Annotated in this window: 23 protein-coding genes; 11 read left to right on the top strand and 12 right to left on the bottom strand. The window is 52.3% G+C overall.

Features of this window, described 5'->3' with window-relative positions; genetic code table 11:
• The gene (locus AC1WNR_RS00295; protein WP_481642566.1) at positions 1–1,167 is read right to left on the bottom strand and encodes a phytanoyl-CoA dioxygenase family protein; all 1,167 of its coding nucleotides are present in this window, start codon (positions 1,165–1,167) and stop codon (positions 1–3) included.
• A gap of 99 nt (positions 1,168–1,266) precedes the next feature.
• Here AC1WNR_RS00295 and AC1WNR_RS00290 point away from each other — a divergent pair, with 99 nt between their 5' ends.
• The 6 genes from AC1WNR_RS00290 (at position 1,267) to pstB (ending at position 8,859) form a co-directional block, all read left to right on the top strand.
• The gene (locus AC1WNR_RS00290; RefSeq protein ID WP_481642565.1) at positions 1,267–2,289 is read left to right on the top strand and encodes a LacI family DNA-binding transcriptional regulator; all 1,023 of its coding nucleotides are present in this window, start codon (positions 1,267–1,269) and stop codon (positions 2,287–2,289) included.
• A gap of 183 nt (positions 2,290–2,472) precedes the next feature.
• On the top strand, positions 2,473–4,023 hold the full coding sequence (locus tag AC1WNR_RS00285) for an inorganic phosphate transporter (RefSeq protein ID WP_481642564.1): 1,551 nt from the start codon (positions 2,473–2,475) through the stop codon (positions 4,021–4,023).
• A gap of 185 nt (positions 4,024–4,208) precedes the next feature.
• Positions 4,209–5,252 (top strand): PstS family phosphate ABC transporter substrate-binding protein, encoded by a 1,044-nt coding sequence (locus AC1WNR_RS00280; protein WP_481642563.1) that lies wholly within the window; start codon positions 4,209–4,211, stop codon positions 5,250–5,252.
• 70 nt (positions 5,253–5,322) lie between these two features.
• Positions 5,323–6,705, top strand: a complete 1,383-nt coding sequence (pstC, locus tag AC1WNR_RS00275) for a phosphate ABC transporter permease subunit PstC (protein ID WP_481642562.1) — start codon at positions 5,323–5,325, stop codon at positions 6,703–6,705.
• Positions 6,698–8,005: a phosphate ABC transporter permease PstA gene (gene pstA, locus AC1WNR_RS00270; RefSeq protein WP_481642561.1), complete on the top strand. Its 1,308-nt coding sequence runs from the start codon at positions 6,698–6,700 to the stop codon at positions 8,003–8,005. The genes pstC and pstA overlap by 8 nt, the downstream gene beginning before the upstream one ends.
• 11 nt (positions 8,006–8,016) lie before the next feature.
• Complete coding sequence (pstB, locus tag AC1WNR_RS00265; protein WP_481642560.1) at positions 8,017–8,859, top strand: phosphate ABC transporter ATP-binding protein PstB; 843 nt, start codon at positions 8,017–8,019, stop codon at positions 8,857–8,859.
• Positions 8,860–8,862: 3 nt separating this feature from the next.
• Here the strand turns inward: pstB and AC1WNR_RS00260 are convergent, their stop codons facing one another.
• Positions 8,863–10,371 carry a Ppx/GppA phosphatase family protein gene (locus tag AC1WNR_RS00260; protein WP_481642559.1) on the bottom strand — a complete coding sequence of 503 codons (1,509 nt, stop codon included), beginning with the start codon at positions 10,369–10,371 and terminating at the stop codon, positions 8,863–8,865.
• Positions 10,364–12,424 (bottom strand): polyphosphate kinase 1, encoded by a 2,061-nt coding sequence (ppk1, locus tag AC1WNR_RS00255; RefSeq protein ID WP_481642558.1) that lies wholly within the window; start codon positions 12,422–12,424, stop codon positions 10,364–10,366. The genes AC1WNR_RS00260 and ppk1 overlap by 8 nt, the downstream gene beginning before the upstream one ends.
• Before the next feature lie 190 nt (positions 12,425–12,614).
• Between ppk1 and phoU the strand changes: the two genes are divergently transcribed.
• The 4 genes from phoU (at position 12,615) to phoR (ending at position 16,329) form a co-directional block, all read left to right on the top strand.
• Positions 12,615–13,334, top strand: coding sequence for a phosphate signaling complex protein PhoU (gene phoU / locus AC1WNR_RS00250; protein WP_481642557.1), 720 nt, complete (start codon positions 12,615–12,617; stop codon positions 13,332–13,334).
• A gap of 69 nt (positions 13,335–13,403) precedes the next feature.
• Positions 13,404–14,261, top strand: coding sequence for a 4-hydroxybenzoate octaprenyltransferase (ubiA, locus tag AC1WNR_RS00245; RefSeq protein WP_481642556.1), 858 nt, complete (start codon positions 13,404–13,406; stop codon positions 14,259–14,261).
• Positions 14,262–14,331: 70 nt separating this feature from the next.
• Entirely contained in the window at positions 14,332–15,027 is a 696-nt protein-coding gene (gene phoB / locus AC1WNR_RS00240; RefSeq protein WP_481642555.1) for a phosphate regulon transcriptional regulator PhoB, read from the top strand.
• A gap of 9 nt (positions 15,028–15,036) precedes the next feature.
• Positions 15,037–16,329 carry a phosphate regulon sensor histidine kinase PhoR gene (gene phoR / locus AC1WNR_RS00235; protein ID WP_481642554.1) on the top strand — a complete coding sequence of 431 codons (1,293 nt, stop codon included), beginning with the start codon at positions 15,037–15,039 and terminating at the stop codon, positions 16,327–16,329.
• Here phoR and cysZ read toward each other — a convergent pair.
• From cysZ to hisB, 9 genes are read right to left on the bottom strand one after another with little or no spacing between them, the layout of a single operon-like run.
• Complete coding sequence (cysZ, locus tag AC1WNR_RS00230; RefSeq protein WP_481642553.1) at positions 16,326–17,069, bottom strand: sulfate transporter CysZ; 744 nt, start codon at positions 17,067–17,069, stop codon at positions 16,326–16,328. The genes phoR and cysZ overlap by 4 nt on opposite strands.
• Entirely contained in the window at positions 17,066–17,299 is a 234-nt protein-coding gene (locus AC1WNR_RS00225) for a hypothetical protein (RefSeq protein WP_481642552.1), read from the bottom strand. Before AC1WNR_RS00225 ends, cysZ begins: the two co-directional genes overlap by 4 nt.
• Positions 17,299–17,754, bottom strand: a complete 456-nt coding sequence (locus AC1WNR_RS00220) for a hypothetical protein (protein ID WP_481642551.1) — start codon at positions 17,752–17,754, stop codon at positions 17,299–17,301. The genes AC1WNR_RS00225 and AC1WNR_RS00220 overlap by 1 nt, the downstream gene beginning before the upstream one ends.
• Positions 17,755–18,027, bottom strand: a complete 273-nt coding sequence (locus tag AC1WNR_RS00215; RefSeq protein ID WP_481642550.1) for a hypothetical protein — start codon at positions 18,025–18,027, stop codon at positions 17,755–17,757.
• On the bottom strand, positions 18,027–18,629 hold the full coding sequence (locus AC1WNR_RS00210; RefSeq protein ID WP_481642549.1) for a DUF416 family protein: 603 nt from the start codon (positions 18,627–18,629) through the stop codon (positions 18,027–18,029). Before AC1WNR_RS00210 ends, AC1WNR_RS00215 begins: the two co-directional genes overlap by 1 nt.
• Positions 18,630–18,656: 27 nt before the next feature.
• Positions 18,657–19,430, bottom strand: a complete 774-nt coding sequence (hisF, locus tag AC1WNR_RS00205) for an imidazole glycerol phosphate synthase subunit HisF (protein ID WP_481642548.1) — start codon at positions 19,428–19,430, stop codon at positions 18,657–18,659.
• A 14-nt stretch (positions 19,431–19,444) separates the two neighbouring features.
• Entirely contained in the window at positions 19,445–20,185 is a 741-nt protein-coding gene (gene hisA / locus AC1WNR_RS00200; protein ID WP_481642547.1) for a 1-(5-phosphoribosyl)-5-[(5-phosphoribosylamino)methylideneamino]imidazole-4-carboxamide isomerase, read from the bottom strand.
• A gap of 30 nt (positions 20,186–20,215) precedes the next feature.
• The gene (hisH, locus tag AC1WNR_RS00195) at positions 20,216–20,863 is read right to left on the bottom strand and encodes an imidazole glycerol phosphate synthase subunit HisH (protein WP_481642546.1); all 648 of its coding nucleotides are present in this window, start codon (positions 20,861–20,863) and stop codon (positions 20,216–20,218) included.
• Between the two features lie 2 nt (positions 20,864–20,865).
• Complete coding sequence (gene hisB / locus AC1WNR_RS00190) at positions 20,866–21,459, bottom strand: imidazoleglycerol-phosphate dehydratase HisB (protein ID WP_481642545.1); 594 nt, start codon at positions 21,457–21,459, stop codon at positions 20,866–20,868.
• Between the two features lie 186 nt (positions 21,460–21,645).
• Here hisB and AC1WNR_RS00185 point away from each other — a divergent pair, with 186 nt between their 5' ends.
• Entirely contained in the window at positions 21,646–23,811 is a 2,166-nt protein-coding gene (locus AC1WNR_RS00185; RefSeq protein ID WP_481642544.1) for an AsmA family protein, read from the top strand.
• The last annotated feature ends 12 nt before the right edge of the window (positions 23,812–23,823 follow it).

Genomic DNA, 23,823 nt, shown 5'->3' with positions numbered 1-23,823 from the left:
CTAGCTAGTCCATCGACGCTCAGCGTGAGCGTCGAGCGCTGCGCTAAACTTCTCGGCACTCCAACCTGCCTCTAAGGCCTCAAGCATCAGCGCTTGCTGGTTCTTTGGCGCAAGCCCTCCAATTGGCGGGTCACGGTCGAGGTTAGTTGGGAAGGCGTAGCCCTCTGCCGTCGCCGCCACAGCATGCTGAATTTGCTCTGCATTCAGCGCCCCGGTCTGCTTTAACTCCAACAACTCGGGGTAAACCAGACGCGACATCGCCAAGCGATCCACCGTCTCCATCGCGCGGCCAAAAGCCGATGAGATCTGTAATAAGTTTGCCATACGCTTGATATCGGTACTGACGTTTGAACCCGCTGCATGCAGTAGCGCTGGGCTGAACAGCAGCAGATCGCCTTTCTCCAGCGGCAGTTGTACGCGGTTCTGCGCAAAAATCTCATGCGCTTCAGGCGTATTGGCCAGCAGATAACCATGACTAAACTTTTGTGAATGTGGCAGCAGCAGGGTTGGCCCGCTCTCGACCGGCATATCGACGTGAGCGACAGCCGACTGCAGGGTCAGGTGCGCTGACATACGATGCACAGATTCTGGATACTGAGTTGCCTGTTCCGGTGTCATAAAGCCGAGGTGGTAATCTCGATGAGGCACCTGGGCTTCGCCGCCCGGGTTCACCGAGTTCACCTGTGAAGTAATCTGATAAGCGGGCCCCATCCAGGCCTCACAGGCCCAGGCCAACATATCGTTGGCGTAGTAACGGGCGTATAAATTAGGCGCTAACAGCGCCAGCTTCTCTTGAGCATTCCAGACACGATCGTTAGCGCCAGGTTTGGCGAAGTGATCACCACGTGAAGTACCGCGTTCTCGTTCAATGATTTCGCGGAACGCCTCGCTCGCCTCATCTACAACATCGACCTCGAATGCCCCTTTAATAACCAATACACCTGGGCCATCTGCCCACACCCAGTGCCACTCGCTTTGGATATCTCGCAAACTAGAGGGATTCTCAGTGATTTTCTGGCGCAGTTGCTGGGCAGAGTAGATTGCCACCTGACAATCAATAGCCTGAGCAAAAGGCAGACCTTCCGGCGCGGTATGGCTTGCGATTAGCTCGCGCAACGGCTGCAGATCGATATTCTGATGGTCAAGGTAGTTATTGTAGTTCGACATAGCGGGCTCCATTAAGTTGCTCCTATATTGCGCTGCCTGAGGATCTGGAGGTAGCATAAAACACCTCAAAAACACCTCAAATAGATCAGGGCAGCAACGATGGCACACCGCTTTCTGATGAAACAGGTTGCACAGCAGGCGGGCGTTAGCCTCGCGACTGTCGACCGAGTCATGCACCGTCGTCCCGGAGTGCGCCAACAGACGCGAATACGCGTTGAACAAGCTCTATATGAACTTACTCAGCAGGAGCAGGTGCTCGGACTCAAAGGACGGCGCTTCATGTTTGATCTGGTGATGGAGACGCCCAGGCGCTTCAGCGATGCCGTGACAGCAGCGCTAGAGACGCAGCTAAACAGTCTGCAGCCTGCAGCGGTACGTGTGCGATACCACCTAGCAGAACACTGGCCAGCTGGAGAGCTGAGGCGCACTCTGGAGAAAATCGGTAACCGCGGCACTCAGGGTCTGCTACTCAAACTGCCGCACACACCTGAACTTGGCGCTACTGTTGGTAAGCTCGCCGCACAGGGTATTGCAGCAGTCACATTAGTTACAGACCTCGATGAAGACGCTCGCCTTGCCTATGTCGGCCTGGATAATGTCGCTGCAGGTTCAACTGCAGCCTATCTGACCGATCAGTGGATGGCTACCGACCGTCCGCTTCACACCCTGCTGTCATTGAGTAGCCTAGAATTTCATGGTGAGGAGCAGCGTGAACAGGGTTACCTTGAGGCGATCAAACAGCGTCGCCCTATGGCCAAGGTTAGCCAGATTGCGCAGGGCAGCGGCCTCTACACCCAGACCTTCAATGCAGTAACTGAACTGCTAAAGAATGAACCGGATATCAATTCGGTCTACTCGATTGGCGGTGCAAACCAGGCCATACTTGACGCCTTTGATAGCGCTGGACGATCACTCGACTGCTTCATTGCTCACGACCTTGATCGTGACAACCTGACACTACTGCGCCAACAACGCCTCAGCGCAGTACTGCATCACGATCTAAAGCTGGATATGCGCTACGCCTGCGAGCTACTTCTCTCTGCACATCGGATAACGCTACCTCAGGCCCTGCCAAGACCACAAAACCTGCAGATTATTACACCATACAATATCCCTGTCTGAACTGCTGTTTGCAGATAATTGAGGGCAAGCCAAAAATGTTTCAGTTAAATTAAAGAAAAATTACCGCTGTGTAACATTGCTGTAACAAAACTGTATTGTAATGGCGCGAATTAATTTCCGCGGTGCTCTAAGTGCCGCATCTTGAACCATCAACAAGAGGAGCTTCTCTTGGACATTAAACAGATGAACAAGCTTGAAAAAGCGACAGCTTCGGGCCGCTCAGAGGCGATGCGTATTGGTTACGCACTGCTCTTCATGGTTGGCATCATTCTCTACATCGGCACTCATATCGAGGGTATCGAAGGTGGATTTATTCTCGTTGTAGCGGCTGTTGTAGGTGGCTACATGGCGATGAACATCGGTGCCAATGACGTTGCCAACAACGTTGGGCCCGCTGTTGGCTCCAAGGCTCTTACGCTGACCGGCGCAATCCTTATTGCTGCGATCTTTGAAGCGGCTGGTGCACTTATAGCCGGCGGTGACGTTGTGAGCACAATCAAGAAGGGGATTATTAACCCGTCTGCGATTGGTGATGCTGACACTTTCATCTGGCTAATGCTGGCGGCGCTGCTTGCGGGTGCTCTGTGGCTTAACCTCGCGACCTACGTCGGTGCTCCAGTATCAACAACACACTCTATCGTGGGTGGTGTACTTGGGGCTGGTATCGCGGCAGGCGGCTGGGGCATTGCTAACTGGGATCAGATGGGTGCTATCGCAGCGAGCTGGGTTATTTCACCAGTCTTTGGTGGTCTTATTGCAGCCGGATTCCTCTACCTAATCAAGCGAACGATAACCTATAAAAAGGATATGCGTGTTGCAGCCAAGAAGATGGTTCCGGTTCTGATCTTCTTGATGGCTTGGGCATTCAGCACTTACCTTGCACTCAAAGGTGTTAAGAAACTGATCAAGCTTGACTTCGTATCGGCACTGGCTATCGGCTTTGCGATCGCTGTCGTTGTCTACTTCATTGTTAAAGGTCTGGTTGCTAAAGCGGCTGACCGCCTGGACAACGATAAATCTGGTGTCAATAAGCTGTTCACCATTCCGCTGATCTTCGCTGCGGCACTGCTAAGCTTTGCACACGGCGCAAACGACGTCGCGAACGCAGTCGGCCCTCTGGCCGCAATCAACGACTCAATCATCAACCACGGTGTCTCAACTAAAGCGAGCATTCCACTCTGGGTTATGATGGTCGGTGCGCTGGGTATCGCTCTGGGTCTGGCGCTCTTCGGTCCAAAACTGATCAAGACTGTCGGTTCTGAAATCACTGAACTTGACCAGACTCGCGCATTCTCAATTGCGATGGCTGCGGCAATTACTGTAATTATCGCATCGCAGCTGGGTCTGCCGGTATCTTCAACTCACATCGCAGTGGGTGGTGTATTCGGTGTGGGCTTCCTGCGTGAATACCTCAAATCGAGCCACGCTCGCATGATGGATGAGATCAAATCTCACCACCAGGGCGCGGATCAGGAGGAGGTAGAGCAGTTCTTGGCTGAATTCGAGAACGCAACAATCGAAGAGAAAGGCGCGATGCTTAAGCAGCTGAAGAAGAAAACTGCTTCTGCTGAACTGAGCAAGAAAGAGCGCAAGCAACTGAAGAAAGCCTACAAACAGGAGCTGGTTAAACGCTCTGCAGTCTACAAAATCGCTGCAGCGTGGATCATCACAGTACCTGCTTCAGGCACTCTGGCTGCAATCCTGTTCTTCGTAATCCGCGGTGTGATGGTTTAACACCACCGATCGCTTCAACAAAAAGGCCCCTATACGGGGCTTTTTTCGTTTCTGTAACTATCACGAAATTGTCATAAACGCGTCACGGCCCTGTAACAAAAAAAGCCTCTAATAGATCTCAGTAAGGTTGGACACCAAGGCCAACCCCAACTTCGAAACTCTGATTCGACAGTAAGGAGATCTAAATGATCCTTCGCCTAACCGCAGCAAAATTTACAGCAACGGCTACACTTGCCGCTCTACTCAGCACCCCGGCAATGGCACGTGACAACGTAAGTATTGCCGGCTCGTCAACTGTACTTCCCTTCGCTACCATTGTTGCAGAACGTCTGGGTCGAAACCCGGCCTTTAACACGCCGGTTGTTGAATCGGGTGGCTCTTCAGTTGGTAAGAAAGGCGTATGTGATGGTATCGGTACTGAGTTTATCGATATCGGTAACGCTTCGTCGCGCATGAAAACTGGCGAGCTTGAGTACTGTGACGCCAACGGTGTGAAACTCACCGAAGTTAAAGTGGGCTACGACGGTATCGTGCTGGCTAACTCGAAAGAGGCGCCGCAATTACAGATTTCTCGATCAGATCTGGGCAAAGCCCTGACAGCTAAAGTGGCCGTGAACGGTGAGTTGGTAGACAACCCCTACATGAACTGGAGCGACGTAAACCCAGCCCTGCCTAACATCGCGATCCGCGTCTACGGCCCGCCAACAACCTCAGGCACGCGCGCTTCGTTCGCTGAAATCATTAATGAGAAAGCCTTCTGTGGCAAAGATGCAGAGATGAAGGCGGCACTTGAAGCTGCAGATAAAAAAGCGAAAACCTGCCGTGCGATGCGCACAGACGGTGCTTACATTGAAGCGGGCGAGCAGGACAACCTGATTGTGCAGAAGCTACAAGAGGATAGCGAAACCTTTGGCATCTTCGGTTTCTCCTACCTGGATCAGAACTCCGACACGCTGCAGGGTGCTCAGCTGGATGGTGTCGAGCCAACGTTCGAAGCCATTGCTGACGGATCTTACAAAGCGTCTCGTGCACTCTACTCCTACATAAAACATCAACATATCGGCGTAGTGCCAGGTATCCAAGAGTATTTGAACGAGTGGACTAAACATTGGGGTGAGGATGGCATTTTGGCAGACGCCGGCATGATCCCACTACCAGACGCGGAACGTGAGGAGATGGCCGCACGCATACGCGATCTTCCAGTCCTGACGGCAGACGCATTGAAGTAACTCTTCGATCTGCCTTGAACCAATCCGGCCTGAGGTTCTCAGGTCGGATTTTCGAGCATTTGGGGTATACATGGCCTTTACGACACTGCTAATCGCTTTACTGACAATCGCTCTTGCGTTCCATGTGGTTGCTTCACAAAGAGTGACCAAAGCACGGAACAGAGGTGAACTGTTTCACTCTCTGCCAAACTACTACGGTCTTTGGGCCGCACTGCTTGGTTTTCTGCCCGCCGCGATTTTACTGGTGCTCTGGTCGCTTATCGAGATTCAGCTTTTTCAACACTGGGTTCGTGACTTCTATCCTGCCGAGATTCATACAGCTGGGGGCTCACAAGAGATCGTTGCCCTGGCTAAGGTAGAAAACCTAGTCGCGGGTGTACGATTTGGTGAACCCGAAGCTTGGGTGGTTGAGGCGAGCAACGCCTGGACGGCATGGGAGTCTAACTCCACTACTTTTAAAACCGTTGCCGTACTGACGCTCTCCCTTGGTGGAGGTCTATTTGCATACCGCAAAATCTCCAACCAGTTCCGAGCGCGTAATGCTGTAGAAGGGATTATGTCTTGGGCGCTGATTAGTGCTTCCACGATCGCAATTCTAACCACCATAGGTATTGTGCTCTCAGTGCTGTTTGAAACAATACGCTTTTTCCAATTAGTACCACCCACCGAGTTCATTTTCGGTACCGAGTGGAACCCACAATTTGAAGGCGCGGAACGTGCGGGCTCCGGAGGTGGTGAGGCTAAATACGGCATGCTACCGATGTTTACCGGTACTTTCCTAATCTCGTCCATTGCCCTCGTTGTTGCCGTACCTGTTGGCCTAGCAAGTGCGATCTACCTCGCGGAGTATGCCAGTCCCAAGATTCGTTCCACCGTTAAGCCCCTGCTAGAGATCCTGGCCGGTGTTCCAACCGTGGTGTACGGATTCTTTGCCGCACTCACAGTAGCACCTGCCATTAAAGGGATAGGCGAGTCACTGGGGCTAACCGTGGCCTCTGAGTCAGCACTGGCTGCAGGCCTGGTCATGGGTGTCATGATCATTCCTTTCGTCTCATCCCTGGCGGATGACGTCATCAACGCTGTGCCTCAAGCGCTGCGCGATGCCGCTTATGGTCTAGGTTCAACCAAGAGTGAAACCACGCGTCAGGTTGTACTGCCGGCGGCACTTCCGGGCATTGTTGCTGCGGTTATTCTGGCGGTGTCACGAGCCGTTGGTGAAACCATGATTGTGGTTATGGCAGCAGGACTTGCGGCTAACCTGTCGTTTAACCCACTGGACGCGGTAACGACCGTTACATCTCAGATCGTCACTATCCTTGTCGGCGACCAGGAGTTTGAGTCGGCTAAAACACTGTCCGCATTCGCCCTCTCAACCATGCTGATTATTCTGACACTAGGTCTCAACTTTTTCGCGTTGCAGATCGTTAAGAAGTATCGGGAGCAATATGACTGATCATCAATTTAAGGGGCTCTCTCCCCAAGAGGCAACTCTGCGGGTAGCGGCTTCGCTGAAGCAACGCCGCAAGCGTGAAAAGCGCTTCCGTTTGATGGGGCTCTCTGCTGTAGCCTTGGCACTCACCTTCCTCGCGGTTCTGTTTACCGGCATCCTAAGCAAAGGGTTACCGGGGATGTTTCAGTACTACGTGGAACTCGAAGTGGAACTTGATCGCGCCAGACTTGACCCTGCAGGCGATCTGTCAGCGGCGTCGCTCTATTCAGGGGATGCCGAAGCGCTAATCCTCGAAGCATCGCTGTCCTCAATTGGCGAAGAGGGTGGGCGTAAACTTAAAAAAGCGCTGCGTAAAATGGTCTCTTCCGGCGCCTCAATCCGTCTGATTGAGTACGTAACCGACAATCCAAAGCAGTTGGGCACAACGCAGCGTATAAAGTTTGCCGTTGATGATGATATTGACTCGTTTTTACGCGGTTTCATTAAGCGAGAGACGCCTGAGAAAGATCGCCGTATCGACGACTTAACAATTGAAGTTGTCGATAAATGGCAGCAAGCGGGATTGATCTCCTACGAAATCAGCGACTATCTGTTTTTTGGTTCCGCTTCGCGTGATGCTGAGATGGCCGGCATTAAAGGTGCACTCATCGGTTCTCTGCTGACCCTGGCAATCTGTATCAGTATCGCCTTTCCACTCGGGGTGGCGGCCGCTGTTTACCTAGAAGAGTTGGCGCCTAAAAACCGCTGGACCGAGATTATCGAGATCAATATCAACAATCTCGCTGCAGTACCCTCGGTGGTCTTCGGCATCATGGGCTTAGCAATCTTTATCGTCACCTTTGGCATGCCCCGCTCAGTCCCATTGGTTGGGGGGGTTGTGTTGGCTCTAATGACACTTCCCACCATCATTATTTCCTCCCGCGCTGCTATCAGAGCTGTTCCACCGAGTATTCGCGATGCAGCTTTAGGTATTGGGGCATCGAAGATGCAGGTGATTTTTCACCATGTCATTCCGCTAGCTTTGCCCGGCATGCTGACAGGGACAATTATTGGCATGGCACAGGCACTCGGAGAGACAGCCCCGCTACTTATGATTGGGATGGTCGCCTTTATTGTCGATATTCCTGCTGGATTTACCGATCCAGCAACGGTTCTGCCGGTGCAGATCTTTATGTGGGCAGACTTCGCAGAGCGCATGTTCATTCAGAAAACTAGTGCGGCAATTATCGTACTACTGGCATTCCTTATCACCATGAATGCAGCAGCCATCGCCCTGCGTAAGAAGCTTGAGCGACGTTGGTAAGAGGCGAGACGATGACAAGTTTAAAACAGATTAATAGCTCGACAGGTACAACCATGGAAACGATCGCAACAACAACGACAGGCAATGTGTATGTAGACAACCCTCGCATGACTGCTCGCAACGTGAATGTGCACTACGGCGATAAACACGCGATCAGAGACGTAACCATAGACATCGCTGAGCAAGAGGTCATCGCCTTTATCGGGCCATCGGGCTGCGGCAAATCGACCTTTCTTCGCACGCTAAATCGTATGAACGACACCATAGATATCTGTCGAGTCAGCGGTGAAATCACTCTGGACGGCGAAGATATCTACGCACCCTCCGTCGATGTTGTACCCCTGCGGGCTCGGGTCGGTATGGTATTTCAGAAGCCCAACCCCTTCCCTAAGTCCATCTACGACAATATCGCCTACGGCCCGCGCATTCATGGGCTGACGCGCAACAAAGCCGAGCTAGATGACGTAGTTGAATCTGCACTGCAACGCGCCGGGCTATGGAGTGAGGTGAAGGATAGATTAGATCAACCCGGGACTGGCCTATCTGGCGGCCAACAGCAACGCCTTTGTATCGCGCGCGCGATTGCTGTGAGTCCAGAGGTCATTCTGATGGACGAGCCCTGTTCGGCTCTGGACCCTATCGCTACAGCGCGGGTAGAAGAGCTGATTGAAGAGCTGAAACAGCAGTACACGATTGTTATCGTCACCCACTCTATGCAGCAGGCTGCACGTGTTTCAGATCGTACGGCCTACTTCCACCTCGGTGACCTGGTAGAAGTGGGGCGTACCGAACAGATCTTCACTAACCCATCGCATAAACTCACGCAGGACTACATTACGGGTCGCTTTGGTTGAAAGCTAAAGTCGAAACTCAAGCCGAGTAGTGAGGCCAAACTGTTCGCAATAAGCCTCTTCACGCTCGAGGTCAGCAACAAGGAGTGGATTCTCCTCCGCGATGCTGGCGTCGAGCCTGAGGGTCAGGTTCTCACCATCGAACTCCATCTGCGGCACCTCAGGCGTCTCAGGATTACGCGTCAGGTGCCATAGTACCGCCATGCGAAGTAGCAGTATTAACGTAACTGCATGACGCTTGGAGATCATGCCTAGATTGGTGACCAGGGAACGCTTCAGCTTCTTGCGGTGCATACGCACCATCAATGCCACCAGACGCTGTTGATCGAAGCTGAAGCCCGGTAAGTTGGAGTGTTCAAGGATATAGGCCGAGTGCTTCTGTAACCCACTGGAGTTAATGTTTAGACCGATCTCATGTGTCAGCGCGGCATACTGCAGGTAGCGCTTGGTGAACAGCGGCAGTCTGAGATCAGGCGCTACCTGACGCCAAAGTTTAAGTGCCGTATCGGCCACACGCTCGGCGTGAGCAACATCCACATGATAGCGCGCCATCAAAGAGCGAATTGCTCGTGTACGAGTATCAAGCTGATCACCTGAGGAGAGAAATTCGCTTATCAGCCCCTCCCGCAGTGCACCCGATGAAAACTTCGCCTGCTCGATCTGAAGACTCGAGAAAACCGCATCTAATATCGCTAAACCACCCGCAAAAAGCGTAGCGCGTTCTGGACTGATACCCTTCATCACCTTGGTGGAGAGCTCATTTTTAATGGTTAACTTGCGCAGGCTTTTAATACTATCAGCGGTTATCTCACCGGGCTCCAGACCCAAATTTTCACTCGCTGCAGCAATGGCCTGAGCGGTGCCTGAAGTACATCTGACCTGCTTCCAACCCAGAGCAACAAAGTGCGCAGAGAAGCGCTCGAGGTGCTGTTGGGCGTAGAGCTTCGCCCGTTTGTAGCGGCTCTTATCAACGCCATCGCGAAAAAAGGCTTGGGTGAAGCTTACGGACCCCATGGTGTGAGAGCGGCCCAACTCCATATTGCGCTCAGTCCCCAGCGCAACCTCGGTAGAGCCACCGCCTATATCGACGACAAGAGTATTTCCGGCCAGGTGCTCGCTGCTTGAAGCACCCAGATGCACCAGGCGCGCCTCCTCCTGACCACTAACGATCTCAATATCATAGGGGAAGACGTTGCGCGCCTCAGAGAGAAACTCGAAGCGGTTCTTAGCAATACGTAGCGTGTGGGTACCGACAACACGCACACCACAGTTCTCTATGGGCTTTAGCCGTTCAGCAAAGGTTTGCAGCACCTCGACACCGCGTTTGATACCCTCTTTCGAAAGATTATTCTTCGCATCTAGAGCCTCGGCTAAGCGCACCCGTTCTTTGTGCTTAAACAGTATCTGCACATCATCATGGAGCTTGCGCACCACCAGCATATGAAAGGAGTTGGAGCCTAGGTCAATTGCCGCAAAGTGTTGCGTTTCTGACTCGACGTTCTGATTCTCAGTCACGCGACTTCTCCAACTGCTTCAAGTACTCATAGATCGCGATCTGCGAACGGATCTTCTTGCGATTGCCACGCGTCACGTACTCGTTGCGCTGCTCCGGATCAAGGATGCGCGCCTTGCTGGTGTCGCGGACATGCAGGTCCATCTGATCTTTGATCACCTTGCGAATATTGCGGTCTAGAATAGGGCACCCCACCTCAATCCGATGATCAATATTGCGGGTCATCCAATCAGCAGAGGTAATGTACATCTTACGTTTACCGTTGGCATAAAAGAGTGCCACCCGCGAGTGCTCAAGATATCGATCCACAATACTGGTGATAGTGATATTCTCACTCAAACCCTTTACTCCGGGCTGTAAGCTACACATACCACGTACAATTAGGCGAATTTTCACCCCGGCCTGGCTAGCCTCGTAAAGCTTACCAGCAAGACCATCATCCACGAGGTTATTAACCTTCAAGAAGATCTCCGCACGATTGCCTTCACGCGCTGCGGCTATCTCCTCATCAATCAGTTCATAGATCGGTTCACGGCTAAAGTTTGGGCTCACTAACAGATGGTTGAACTTGAACTTTTTATACGGATTGATAATGAAATCGAAGACCTGTCCCAACTCGGCAGTGATCTCCGGGTGCTTGGTAAAGAGGCCAAAATCGGTATAAGTGCGCGCGGTCTTCTCGTTTAAGTTACCGGTGCTGATGTAACCGTAAGCGACCTGCTCCTCACCTTCCTGACGCAGCACGTGGATGATCTTTGCATGGCACTTGAGCGATGCCACGCCAAACTCCACAACAACACCGGCCTCGGTCAGTTCGCGCGCCCACTCAATATTAGCCTCTTCATCGAACCGAGCGCTAAGCTCGACGACGACAATAACCTTCTTACCGTTCTTCACGGCTTCAATCAGAGATTTAAGAATCTGACTGTTGTGCGCAACGCGATAGACTGTGACCTGTATCTGCTGCACCGCCGGATCAAAAGAGGCGGCGCGCACAAAGTCGGTCAGATAGCGGAATTTGTAATAGGGGTAATGCAGCAAGATATCGCCTTTAGATATCGCTTCAAACACGTTGGTGGCGCTATCAAACTGTTTACTGTTGAGCGCCGGTAGCTTTTCATTCTCTAGATAACGAGGACCAACATTTGGGAAACCGATAAAGTCCCTAAAGTTGCGGTAGCGACCACTGGCAGTGGTCTCTGAATCGGCTTCAAGTCCCAAATTCTCGCACATATAGTCAAACATATAATTCGGCATCATCTCATCGTAAACGAGGCGCACGGGACGGTTAGTGTCGCGTTGTTTGATACCCTGAGACATCTTCTCGAGCAGCGATAGTTCGACGTCACGCTCGAGGTCGTAATCGGCGTCACGAGTCACTTTAACCGAGTACATCTCGGCCGAGTCGAACTCCAAAAACCCGTCAAAAATATCTTCGATGCAGTAGCGAATGGCGTTATCTAGCACGATGATGGATTTACGGCGCTGACCCTTGATCCGGGGTAGCTCCACAAAACGATTTGTCTGTTCTGAGGGTATTGGCACAAGTGCGTACTGAGTTTTACTACCCTGACGCAGTGCACACATGAGGTAGGCGTCCTCATCGTTCATTACCGCAGCGAGCTTTGTGGTCTCAGTCAAGATAAGAGGCGTGATATGGTGCAGCACCTCATCACGGAAATATTTGCGCAACCAAGCGCCCTCTTTCTCGTTAAGCTGGTCATTGTTAACGAGAAAGATCTTACGTCGTGCCAAGCCCTTGATAACATCAATGTGAATATCGTTGAATCGGTCAGCTTGCTCCTGCACCTTCTCATTAACTCGGTGGACTAGCTCCTCGGCCGACATTCCACTCGGCACCAGAGCACCTGCACGCTCTAGCCTAAGCTTTCGATGAAGATCGGCGACACGGACACGGAAGAATTCATCTAAATTACTAGAATAGATACCAAGAAACCGCACCCGTTCGATGATCGGCACATGCTCGTCCGCCGCCTCTTGCAAGACGCGTTCATTAAATGAGAGCCAACTTAACTCTTTCTCGCTTAATTGCATCAAAGCTTCCCTAGGTGAAACCACTGCGTATACCCCAATCATAGGGGTTGTGCCGGTTTACGCCTAGCCTTCAGGCCCAGATTCTGACCAGACCATAGATCTAGATCGAATTTGTATTGTCATAAAACTCTAACAATTCAGTGAAACAATAGCGTCAAAGTGTTTCTGCCAGCTAATGACGAGGGCCAGAATGAGCGACAACAACCGAATTTACTCTCAACATATCTCCAAACAGTTTAACGACGAGTTGGAGCAGTTACGTAACGACTTCTCCAAAATGGGTGAGATGGTCGCAAGCCAGACACGCGACGCTGTTACAGCACTGCGTGAGCAAAACCAAGAGTTGGCGCAGGCAGTGATCGACCTCGATCGACAAACCAATGAATTCGAGCGTCGCATTGATCAAGACTGCACACAGATCATTGCACTTCGCCAGCCTGCAGCAATTGACCTACGGTTGATCATCTCAATCAGCCGAGCGGTTTCCGACCTCGAGCGAATTGGGGATGAAGCCTCGCGGGTGGCAAAACAGACGATTGATTTGATTGCGGCTGATAGCGGTACTAAAGGGATTTCTGAGATTCGGCATACCGGTGAGCTCGTTGTTGAGATGCTGAACCTTGCGCTAGAGGCCTTTAGCAACGGCGATACGGAGCTTGCCTACAAGGTGGTTAAGTTTGATCAGCATGTCGATCAGGAGTATCAGTCAGCCATGCGCTCTCTAATCACCTTTATGATGGAGGACTCACGCGCTATCACTAACGTGCTTAAAGCAATCTGGGTGCTGCGCTCGCTCGAGCGAATCGGCGACCACGCTTGCAATCTCGCAGAGCAGCTAATCTATCAAGTTAGCGGTACCGATGTGCGACATATGGATAACCAAGAGATTCGCGAGATCGTACGCGACTAAAATGGCTCTGTTGTTTTAAGTATGCTGCCACTTCATACTTAGCGAAACGCCCAACCTCAGAGCGCTTTCGTGATAACAGCAGATAAAATCCATGCCGCATGGCAACTCATGCGTGCGGACAAGCCAATTGGTACCTATCTCCTTCTGTGGCCAACCCTCTGGGCACTTTGGATCGCCGCAGGAGGGTTGCCAGCCTGGCAGTTAATCATCATCTTTAGCGCTGGGGTATGGGTTACTCGCTCAGCCGGGTGCGTTATCAATGATTTTGCTGACCGTAAAGTGGATGGTCATGTAAAACGCACCGCATCGCGTCCCCTGCCCACAGGTCGAATAAGTAGCAAAGAAGCAATAGTACTCTTTGTCGGTTTGATGCTGCTGGCCTTTGTTCTAGTACTGTTTACCAATAAAGAGACCATCCTTCTCTCGCCTGTGGCACTGCTCTTGGCTTTCAGCTACCCCTTTATGAAGCGCTACACCCACTTCCCGCAAGTGGTCCTGGGTATGGCATTCGGCTGGGGTATTCCGATGGCATTTACCGCCACTCTGGGTGAAGTAACCTCGGTGGGTTGGCTGATTTACCTTGCCAAGATTCTATGGACAGTCGCCTATGACACCCAGTATGCAATGGTCGATCGCGACGATGATCTTAAGATCGGCATCAAGTCGACGGCGGTCTTTTTTGGTCAGTACGATAAGATTGCTATCGCAACCCTGCACGCCCTCTCCATCGCAATTTTGATCTGGGTAGGAGTCATCGAGCAGCTAGGTACCGTATTTTATTTGGGGCTCGCAGGCGCAGTCACCCTATTCGCTTATCAGCAGTGGTTGATACGCGATCGACAGCGCGAAGGCTGCTTTAAAGCTTTCCTGAACAACCACGTCGCCGAACTGCTCGTGCTTCTGGGGATTATTGCCGCCTACTGGTAAGCTCAATTGTCATCTGTTTGTAACAAAAGCATCATTAAATGGAGCGATCACAAATTAGCAGAGAAAGAGCATGAGCAGAGCACGACGTATCTTAATCGTTGATGATGAAGCCGCTATCCGCGAAATGATTGCTATGGCGCTAGAGCTAGCCGGTTACGACACGCTAGAAGCAAACGACGCAAAGAGCGCCCACGCCATGATTATTGATGAGAAACCTGACATGATGCTGTTGGACTGGATGATGCCTGGTACTAGTGGCATTGAGTTAGCGCGACGTCTGCGCAGCGATCCAGCGACCAAGGATCTGCCGATTATTATGCTTACCGCCAAAGCGGACGAGGATAACAAAGTGCAAGGTTTAGAGGCAGGCATCGACGACTACATCACTAAGCCCTTCTCACCCAAAGAGCTGATCGCTCGCCTCAAGGCCGTGCTACGCCGCGCCTTGCCGGACGCTGATGAAGACGCGATCTCTATTGGTGGCATCATCTTAGACCCAGTTTCTCACCGAGTCAGTGATGCTGCCGGACAATCACTTAACCTAGGCCCCACTGAATTCAAACTTCTGCACTTCTTTATGACCCATCAAGATCGGGCATACTCGCGCGGCCAGTTACTCGATATGGTCTGGGGTGGTAATGTCTACGTTGAAGAACGTACAGTCGACGTGCACATTCGCCGACTGAGAAAAGCATTGGGCACAGACCTTGAGAACCTTATCCAAACGGTGCGTGGTACCGGTTATAGGTTCTCCACCAAACTCTAGGAGTCTCAATTGATAGGATCGATCGCGCGCCAACTGCTGATTCTGGCGGTTTTTACTGGCCTGCCTGCACTGCTCGCCTACAGCATCGATCTCAATTCAATCTACGGGGCGCTAATCGGCCTAATACTTTGGGCGCTGCTGACAGTTTTCTGGATTGCAGAACTTCAACGCTGGACCGCCAGCCAGCTGACGCTGCCGAAGCCAAAACTACCACTTGAGATGGAGCGAGTGGTAGAGACCCTGGTGAGGTACCGGGATCAAACCGATGCCGAATATGATGAGGTTCATGAGGATATGAACCAGTTCGAAGCGGCAACGCAGGCCATGAGTGATGCCGTGATAATCATTGATCGCAAGAACCGGATCGAATGGTGGAATCCCTCTGCTCAAACCATCTTTGGCCTCAAGCCCGATCCGCGCATGCTCAGCCCGGAAGAGCTGATTAATGAACCCGAATTCGTCGAGTTCTATCAGAACCCCAAGGCGGAACGGTCGCTGAAACTGGAATCTCCCAATGGCCAACGGACGCTTGAGTACCGCATTCATCGCTTCGGCGAAAAAAATCGGGAACGTGTTTTGATCGCTCGCGATGTGACTGAAAACGAGCGCTTCGAGCAGATGCGCCAGACCTTTTTAGCCAACGCCTCCCACGAGCTACGAACGCCAATTACAGTGATTCACGGCTTCTTAGAGACGCTGCGCGAGCAAGAGCTACCGGCCCCAATCGCACGGGCTATCGGCACCATGCAGTCACAGAGCAATAGGATGGTTGCACTGATTGCTGATCTCTTGACGTTATCGCGCCTAGAGACGAGTGCAGAGAACCGCAGCCGACAGCCGATCCAAGTTCGCGACATGCTCACCAATATTGCCAACGAAGCACGCGATGTCTCTGGTGACCAGCAACACGCGATAAGCCTAGAGATGGTGGAGGGTTTGGATATCTTAGGTAATGAAGCTGAGATTCGAAGTGCACTGTCCAACCTGGTCTTCAATGCCGTGCGCTATACGCCGGCACAGGGAACAATAGCGATCAAGCTTGAAGCGATGGAGCGAGGAGCACTGTTCAGCGTCACAGACAACGGCGAAGGGATCGCTGCAGAGCATATTCCTCGCATAACTGAGCGTTTTTATCGCGTTGATGAGGGGCGCTCTCGTGACAGCGGTGGCACCGGGCTGGGCTTAGCAATCGTTAAGCATGTACTGGTTCGTCACAATGCCACACTAGGCGTATCCAGCAAGCTTGGCGAGGGCAGCCGCTTCAGTATAACCTTCCCTGCACATCGAGTTACACGCGACTAGCGCTTGTACTGCTCTACCCAGAAGATCGTTGCACCAATTACCGCTGTCGGCATTAAAATCAAATTAAGCCCCGGCACCAGCATACCCAACTGCACCAACGAACCAAAACCCAACGCAGACCAGCGTCGCTCGGCGAGCAGCTGCTTCATCTGTTTGAAACTTACGCGGTTGTTATCCATCGGGTAGTCACAGTACTGGATCGCCATCATCCAAGCCGCAAAGACGAACCAGACAAAGGGCATCACCAGGTTCAGCACCGGGATAAAACTTAAAATGAACAGCATCAGCAGGCGCGGCAGGTAGTAGGCGAGCTTAGAGAGCTCACGGCCTAAAGCCTGAGGAATCATCTTTACGACGGATTGCCAGCTGTCTAAATTGGAGTTCACCTGCCCGCGCAGATCCTGCTCCACTTTTTCGGCCAGAATCCCGTTAAACGGCGCTGCGATAAAGTTAGCGACCACCGAAAAGCCGTAATAGACCCCGATCACGACAAGCACCGCTAGTAGCGGCCAAAGTAGGTACTCAAGGAAACTCAGCCACTCCCAATCAGGCAGCCAGAGGTCGATCAGATACTGCACCCAACCAGAGAAGTTACTCATCAGCAGATAGATCGCACCGCCAAAAAGGAACAGATTGATCAGCAACGGAATCAGCACAAACGCACGGATACCGGGCTTGGGTAGGTAGCTAAGGCCACGCACCAGGTAGAGCGATCCTGCTATAGGGTTATTACCACTCATGATGCAAAGAAGTTCAGGTAGATACGAATTACAACAGCAAGAATCATTAACGCAAGTCCGGCACGGTTCACTTTAAACTCCAGCGCGCTGAACTGAATCATCGGCTGCCAGAAGCGCAGAATAGCGTTCCAGTCACCAGTGCGGTTGCCGTAGATAAACAGGGATGCAATGTAGACGATCAGGCCACCCCAAAAGAAAAAAGGCTCTACGGTGAATAAGATCTGATTCATCAGTTAACCTCAGTTTCTATAGATGTATCGATATTGCTACAGAGCGCCTGCTGCTGGCGCTTTAGCAGTCGACAGCCATCGCTCTTGTTATTGATATCCCAACAACCATAGCGTGCCCAGGACTTCTCATCCTCGGTGATCTTGGTTTGATAGGCGGGTACACCCTCACAGAAGTTGGGAGTTTCGGCACTGGTCTCAAAGCAGCCGCGAAGGAAGTTACCTGAGTCGACCATGCAGATCGGTGAGCGGCAATCCTCAACGCTTGTGAGCGCCTGATCAAAACAGCCCTGCTGAGTAGACTGTTGACCGAAAGCTTGCCCCTGCTGTCTAAATTCAGCAGCTGCATTCTGGCGCTCATCATTGAATTCGGCCAGCCACTCATCGCTGTAGAACTTAACCCAGATGTAACCAGCAACGCCGACTAACACGAGCGCCAGCAGTATCACCTTCTTCACTTAACGTGACTCCGCAGCTTTAGGACGGTAGAGGCCAATCAAGGTCATAAACAGGCCAACGACGACCAGTAACATGCCGCCATTAACCAGTAGGGGATTACGCTGCATAAACGAAACGAAGGGGTATTTGCCGGACTCTTCACAGATTTCAGCGGCCCAGTGCCAAACACCGCCACCTTGAATACAGGCTTCGACCTGATTCTGTTCGACCATGTAACCAGCCATCAGAGCGATAGCGGGCAAGATTAGCAGTGCAAGACCTAGCTTAAGCATCAATCCTCGTCGCTAATTCCGATATTGGATACACCTTGGTTCTGCGCAAGCTCACGCACAGTCTCAACCACGGCGGGTTTGAAGCTAGTACCCGACAGACGTTCCAGAAGTTCCTCTTGGAAGGCATCCTCGTCTAGCATCAGATCGTGCATATTGATCAGGCGCACTAGCTCCTCATCAGACATTTGATCATCGGCCTCAGCGAACTCGACATAGGCGCCGATGGTGTCGTACGAGAGGTTAGAGACCGCAACTGCCTCATCACTCTCCTGCTCTAGCTTCAAAATCAGCGTGGAGAAGAGCGCCATCATGGCATCGCGAGCTGGGATAGCACCGAACATGTCGTACTCATCGAGGTCGACGATATTATCCTCAACATGGTTGAGCTGCACTTCGTAGTTCACTTTGGTGCCACGTTGCATCTGCTCTTCCCAGATGGAGCTGAGCAAATTACGCATCTTCTCCAGATCGCCAAAGTTCATCAGGCGGGAGAAGAGTGCAAAGTTAAGGAACATGCGCTCAGATAGCGCGGTCGCGAAGAGCATCTGCTGCCAAGGTTCGAGTGCGCGTATCTGCTGTTCAAAGCGGTTTTCTGAGATCATGTTCTACTCCCTATTTAGTTGAGCCTATCACAGGCGAACTTCAATGCCGCGCTCACGCATGTAAGCTTTGGCTTCTGGAACACTGTACTCGTTAAAGTGGAAGATACTAGCGGCCAAAACAGCGTCCGCCTTACCTTCTATACAGCCATCCACAAGGTGGTCTAGGTTACCGACACCACCTGAGGCTATCACTGGAATGTTAACCGCTTCTGACACGCCACGCGTTAGACCCAGATCGTAACCGTTTTTAACGCCATCCTGGTCCATTGAGGTCAGCAGGATCTCACCAGCGCCCAGCTCTTCCATCTTCTGCGCCCACTCGATTGCGTCGAGCCCGGTCGGCTTGCGGCCACCGTGGGTAAAGATCTCCCAGCGACCCTCTTCATCAGGAGCAGATACCTTCTTGGCATCGATCGCCACGACAATACACTGACTACCGAAGCGCTCGGCCGCCTCTTGCACAAACTCGGGGTTAAATACCGCCGCCGTGTTGATAGAGACCTTATCAGCGCCAGCATTCAGAAGCGTACGAATATCATCACAGGTGCGCACTCCACCACCGACGGTGAGAGGGATGAATACCTGCGAAGCCATGCGTTCAACGGTGTGAACCATGGTGTCGCGGCCTTCATGGCTAGCGGTAATATCAAGGAAGGTGATCTCATCGGCGCCCTGCTCATCGTAACGGCGGGCCACCTCAACCGGGTCGCCAGCATCACGGATGTCAAGGAACTTCACGCCCTTCACAACGCGACCATTTTCAACATCCAGACAGGGGATAATACGCTTAGCCAGTGCCATCTTTGGAGTCCTGCTTAGTTGCCAGTCAGCTGATCGCTCAGCGCCTGTGCTTCGGCAACATCGAGGGTGCCTTCATAGATCGCACGGCCAGTAATGGCGCCAAAGATACCTTTGCCAGCCACTTGTGCCAGTGCGCGGATATCATCGATATTAGTCACACCGCCCGACGCAATAACTGGAATGCCACCCTGCTGGGCCAGATCTACGGTCGCCTCAACATTGACACCCTGCATCATGCCGTCACGGGCGATATCGGTGTAAACGATTGATGAGACACCGTCATCGCGGAAACGCTTCGCCAGATCAACAGCCATCACGTCGGTCACTTCAGCCCAACCATCAATGGCGACGCGACCATCTTGCGCATCCAGACCGACGATAATGTGGCCCGGGAAGGCTTTACACATCTCAGTCACAAACTCAGGCTCTTTTACCGCTTTAGTACCGATAATCACTTGGCTTACGCCCGCTGCGAGGTAAGCTTCGATGATCTCGGAAGAGCGGATGCCGCCACCGATCTGAATTGGCAGATCAGGGTAGGCTTTAGCGATCTCTTGGACGATCTCACCATTGACCGGCTTGCCGGCGAAGGCGCCATTGAGGTCCACGAGGTGCAGACGACGACAGCCCGCATCGACCCATTTAGCCGCCATATCAACAGGGTTATCAGAGAAGACGGTTGAGTCGTCCATACGGCCCTGACGTAGGCGTACACACTTGCCATCTTTTAGATCGATCGCGGGGATAATCAGCATTGAACTAGCTTCCTAACGCTTGAACGGGGCTTACTGCTGGCCGTTCCAATTTACAAAATTCTGTAGCAGTTTAAGGCCTGCTTTGGAGCTCTTTTCAGGGTGGAACTGCACAGCAAAGACGTTCTCTTTGGCCAGCGCCACATCGAAAGGCACGCCGTACTCACATGTACCCGCAACCAACGCCTTGTCGGCAAGATGTACGTGGTAGCTGTGGACAAAGTAGAAGCGTGTATCTTGCTCGATACCCTGCCAGAGTGGGTGGTCCAGCGTCTGCTTAACTTGGTTCCAGCCCATGTGCGGCACTTTGAGCTTTTCGCCCTGAGCATCTTTGAGGCTCTTGCCGAAGAAGTTTACTCGACCACCGAACTCGCCCAAGCAATCAACGCCACCGTTCTCTTCCGAAAAGTCGGTTAACGCCTGGTAGCCCACGCAGATACCGAGAAATGGTTTACCTGATTGGATCGCCTCTTTGACCTCTGCGTCTACACCTAGACGGCGCATCTCAGCGATACAGTCACGAATCGCGCCGACACCCGGTAGCAGCACGCGATCTGCATCGCGTACTACCTGCGGGTCTGCGGTGAGGACCACTTCGGTGTTTTCAGAGACCAGCTCCAGTGCTTTGGCAACCGAGTGCAGGTTGCCCATACCGTAATCGATTACAGCAATTCGATTCATGCTTAAAGGCAGCCCTTAGTTGAAGGCATCATGCCCTCTGCACGTGGATCGAACTCCAGCGCCATACGCAGCGCACGGCCAAAGGCTTTGAAGATGGTTTCGGCCTGGTGGTGCGTGTTTTTGCCCTTGAGGTTATCGATATGCAGCGTCACACCGGCGTGGTTTACAAAACCGTGGAAGAACTCGCTGAACAGATCCACATCAAAACCACCCACAGAACCGCGCACGAACTCTACATCCATGGCAAGGCCTGGACGGCCAGAGAAGTCGATAACAACACGAGACAGCGCTTCATCAAGAGGCACATAAGCGTGACCGTAACGACGAATTCCCTTCTTGTCGCCCACTGCCTGTTTGAACGCCATACCCAGAGTGATACCGATATCTTCCACAGTGTGGTGATCATCGATGTGCAGGTCGCCCTTTGCGTTGACGTTCAGATCGATCAGGCCGTGACGGGAGATCTGATCCATCATGTGGTCAAGGAAAGGGACGCCAGTTTCAGCGTTAAACTGACCTGTACCGTCGAGGTTGATCTCGACACTAATCTGAGTCTCGAGGGTATCTCGAGAGACCTTGGCTACACGTTCAGCCATGCTCTGCTCCATAGAAGTTGCGCGAAGGCCGCAATTATAGCGGCTTTGGTGTGTAAAACCCACCATGTAGGAGGGTTGTGAGCAAAGCGAACGACGCGACCTAATTTCCGAAAGCCGACGAGCCCAACGGCTGTCTGTGGTCTACACTGGGGTGAGATTACAAATATGAAGAAAGGATGCTCTGCTATGCGGATTTTGCTCAAGCTTATTGGCTGGTTGGTGTTTCTTGTCGTCGGTGTGACGGCGGCGCTGGCGGCCTATCTGATGTTCTTCTTTAACCCCAATGATTACCGCGCTCAGATTGAGGAGCGGGCACTGCTGGATGGCGGGGTTGAGTTGAAGATCAATGGGGATATTGGTTGGTCGTTTTACCCCTGGCTTGGGCTGGAGTTGAAGCAGCTCAGCGTTAACTATCCGGGGCAACCACAGTTGGCTACCTTGGCGAGTGCCGGAGCAGCGTTAAATATTCCCGCGCTGCTCGGCGGTGCGGTCCAGCTCGATAGCATTCTGGTGGACGGCCTGGAGCTGAATCTGGTGCGTGATGCCAAGGGCAATGAGAACTGGGTTACCACTACACAAACTGGCGTTGAGATTGAGTCCAAGGATGGAGATAGTGGACGGGGTGAGCATGGCGGTGACCTGCGGCTGGCGATCAATAGCATTAGCCTGAGCAACGCCAAAGTGAGCTTCGAAGATCAAATTTGGGCACGTAAAATCGAACTGGCAGACCTCAACCTGAGCGCCAATGCAGTCTCTCTTGATCAAGCATTTCCAATCAATTTCACCGGGTCGCTAACCCAGACTGATGCCGGTGAGTTGACCACCCAGATGGGTATGGAGCTGAGCACTGAGCTGAGTCTGAATGTGCAGCAAGGAGTCATCGAGCTTCGAAATCTGGTCTCTAAGCTCTCGCTCGAACAAGCAGGTTTGGCGCAGCCCCTAGTGGTTGATCTGAGCTCGGATCTACGTCTGAATCAGACGGAGCAGCGCATCAATCTAGATAACCTGAAACTCAGCTTGGCAGATCTAGATATCAGCGGGAAGTTAGCACTTACAGACTTCACAACACAGGCATTACAAGGCGATATTAATGTCGCGCAGTTCGACCCTCGAGCTGTGGCAGCGCGCTTTGGCGCTGAACTGCCAGCCCTCGGAGAGGGCGCTCTGAGTAGCGCAGCGGCCAAATTCAAACTAGGCGGTAGTGCCAGCAACGTACAGTTACAAGATTTAGCACTGACCGTCGATAAGACTCAGATTACAGGCCTGCTGGCCATGAACCTTGAGAGCGGTGCGTTAGCGGCAAACCTTAACCTTGATCAGATCAATTTGGATACCTACATGGCGCCAGCTACTGAAGCTGCAGGCGTTGGAGAGACCACGCCCGCAGAGAAGGGCTGGTCGAAGGAGCCACTGTTTGATGCTGAACCACTCAAGGCCATCAATGCCGACCTCAAACTGGCCATCGGCAAAGCGACCTATCAGGGCAACAGCATCGATAACCTCAATCTAGATTTGAGTGCGAAAGCGGGCGATATTCGCCTGAAACAACTGACGGCCGAGGCCTTTGGTGGTGCTGCCGATATCAGTGGTGCACTAGATGCGCGTGCCACGTCGGCTAAGATAGCGATCAAGCCCAAGTTTACCGGCATCAAAGTAGAGCAACTGATGGCGCTAGCGATGGAGGAGACACCAGTAAAAGCTAACGCCAATCTCAATGCGGCGTTGACCACTCAGGGTAATTCACTGCACTCAATCATCAATAGTCTCAATGGCGATCTGAATCTCTCTGCCGATGAGGGGATCATCCAAGGCATCGACATGGCGCAGGAGCTGTGTCAAAAGATCGAAAACATCACATCGCTAGGCTTCAATCCTGATCAGGTTGATCGCACTACGCCAATAGCGGATCTGAAGTCGGGCTACACCATCAAAAATGGCGTAGTCACGAACCCCAGCACCACAGCAGGCCTCGATGCAGCCCTGTTGGATGCCAAAGGTACCATCGATCTGCCACAGCAGGCTTTTGACTACAACTTGGGACTGTCGCTTACCGATGATCTGTTTCAGCAGAGTTGTGGTATCAACCCAGCACTGAAAGGTGTGCGTATCCCTGTGAACTGCAAGGGTAATTTTGATACCGACCCTGTTAAACTCTGTGCCCTCGACACGAGCTTTGTCGGCGACGTGATCAAGAAGGCGCTCGGCGCTAAAGCACAGGCCGAGATCGACAAGAAAAAAGCTGAGCTCGAACAGCAAGCCAAAGAGAAACTGCAAGAGAACTTGCAGGACAGCGTTGGCGATAAACTCAAAGGTGAAGCGGGTTCACTGCTGAAGGGGCTGTTCGGCAACTAAGAGCTCGGAAAC

Source organism: Marinobacterium marisflavi (assembly GCF_982447095.1).
Note: the sequence above shows the minus strand (reverse complement) of the source record. Positions and strands in the feature narration are given on the sequence as shown.

What these genes read in the sequence shown, in the direction of transcription:
- AC1WNR_RS00290 (WP_481642565.1), top strand. Translation starts at nt 1,267, where the DNA reads ATGGCACACCGCTTTCTGATGAAACAGGTTGCACAGCAGGCGGGCGTT.
- phoB (WP_481642555.1), top strand. Translation starts at nt 14,332, where the DNA reads ATGAGCAGAGCACGACGTATCTTAATCGTTGATGATGAAGCCGCTATC.
- hisB (WP_481642545.1), bottom strand. Translation starts at nt 21,459, where the DNA reads ATGGCTGAACGTGTAGCCAAGGTCTCTCGAGATACCCTCGAGACTCAG.
- AC1WNR_RS00280 (WP_481642563.1), top strand. Translation starts at nt 4,209, where the DNA reads ATGATCCTTCGCCTAACCGCAGCAAAATTTACAGCAACGGCTACACTT.
- pstC (WP_481642562.1), top strand. Translation starts at nt 5,323, where the DNA reads ATGGCCTTTACGACACTGCTAATCGCTTTACTGACAATCGCTCTTGCG.
- pstA (WP_481642561.1), top strand. Translation starts at nt 6,698, where the DNA reads ATGACTGATCATCAATTTAAGGGGCTCTCTCCCCAAGAGGCAACTCTG.
- AC1WNR_RS00225 (WP_481642552.1), bottom strand. Translation starts at nt 17,299, where the DNA reads ATGAATCAGATCTTATTCACCGTAGAGCCTTTTTTCTTTTGGGGTGGC.
- hisF (WP_481642548.1), bottom strand. Translation starts at nt 19,430, where the DNA reads ATGGCACTGGCTAAGCGTATTATCCCCTGTCTGGATGTTGAAAATGGT.
- AC1WNR_RS00185 (WP_481642544.1), top strand. Translation starts at nt 21,646, where the DNA reads ATGCGGATTTTGCTCAAGCTTATTGGCTGGTTGGTGTTTCTTGTCGTC.
- phoU (WP_481642557.1), top strand. Translation starts at nt 12,615, where the DNA reads ATGAGCGACAACAACCGAATTTACTCTCAACATATCTCCAAACAGTTT.
- AC1WNR_RS00215 (WP_481642550.1), bottom strand. Translation starts at nt 18,027, where the DNA reads ATGCTTAAGCTAGGTCTTGCACTGCTAATCTTGCCCGCTATCGCTCTG.
- ppk1 (WP_481642558.1), bottom strand. Translation starts at nt 12,424, where the DNA reads ATGCAATTAAGCGAGAAAGAGTTAAGTTGGCTCTCATTTAATGAACGC.
- hisH (WP_481642546.1), bottom strand. Translation starts at nt 20,863, where the DNA reads ATGAATCGAATTGCTGTAATCGATTACGGTATGGGCAACCTGCACTCG.
- AC1WNR_RS00210 (WP_481642549.1), bottom strand. Translation starts at nt 18,629, where the DNA reads ATGATCTCAGAAAACCGCTTTGAACAGCAGATACGCGCACTCGAACCT.
- AC1WNR_RS00295 (WP_481642566.1), bottom strand. Translation starts at nt 1,167, where the DNA reads ATGTCGAACTACAATAACTACCTTGACCATCAGAATATCGATCTGCAG.
- AC1WNR_RS00285 (WP_481642564.1), top strand. Translation starts at nt 2,473, where the DNA reads ATGAACAAGCTTGAAAAAGCGACAGCTTCGGGCCGCTCAGAGGCGATG.
- pstB (WP_481642560.1), top strand. Translation starts at nt 8,017, where the DNA reads ATGACAAGTTTAAAACAGATTAATAGCTCGACAGGTACAACCATGGAA.
- hisA (WP_481642547.1), bottom strand. Translation starts at nt 20,185, where the DNA reads ATGCTGATTATCCCCGCGATCGATCTAAAAGATGGCAAGTGTGTACGC.
- cysZ (WP_481642553.1), bottom strand. Translation starts at nt 17,069, where the DNA reads ATGAGTGGTAATAACCCTATAGCAGGATCGCTCTACCTGGTGCGTGGC.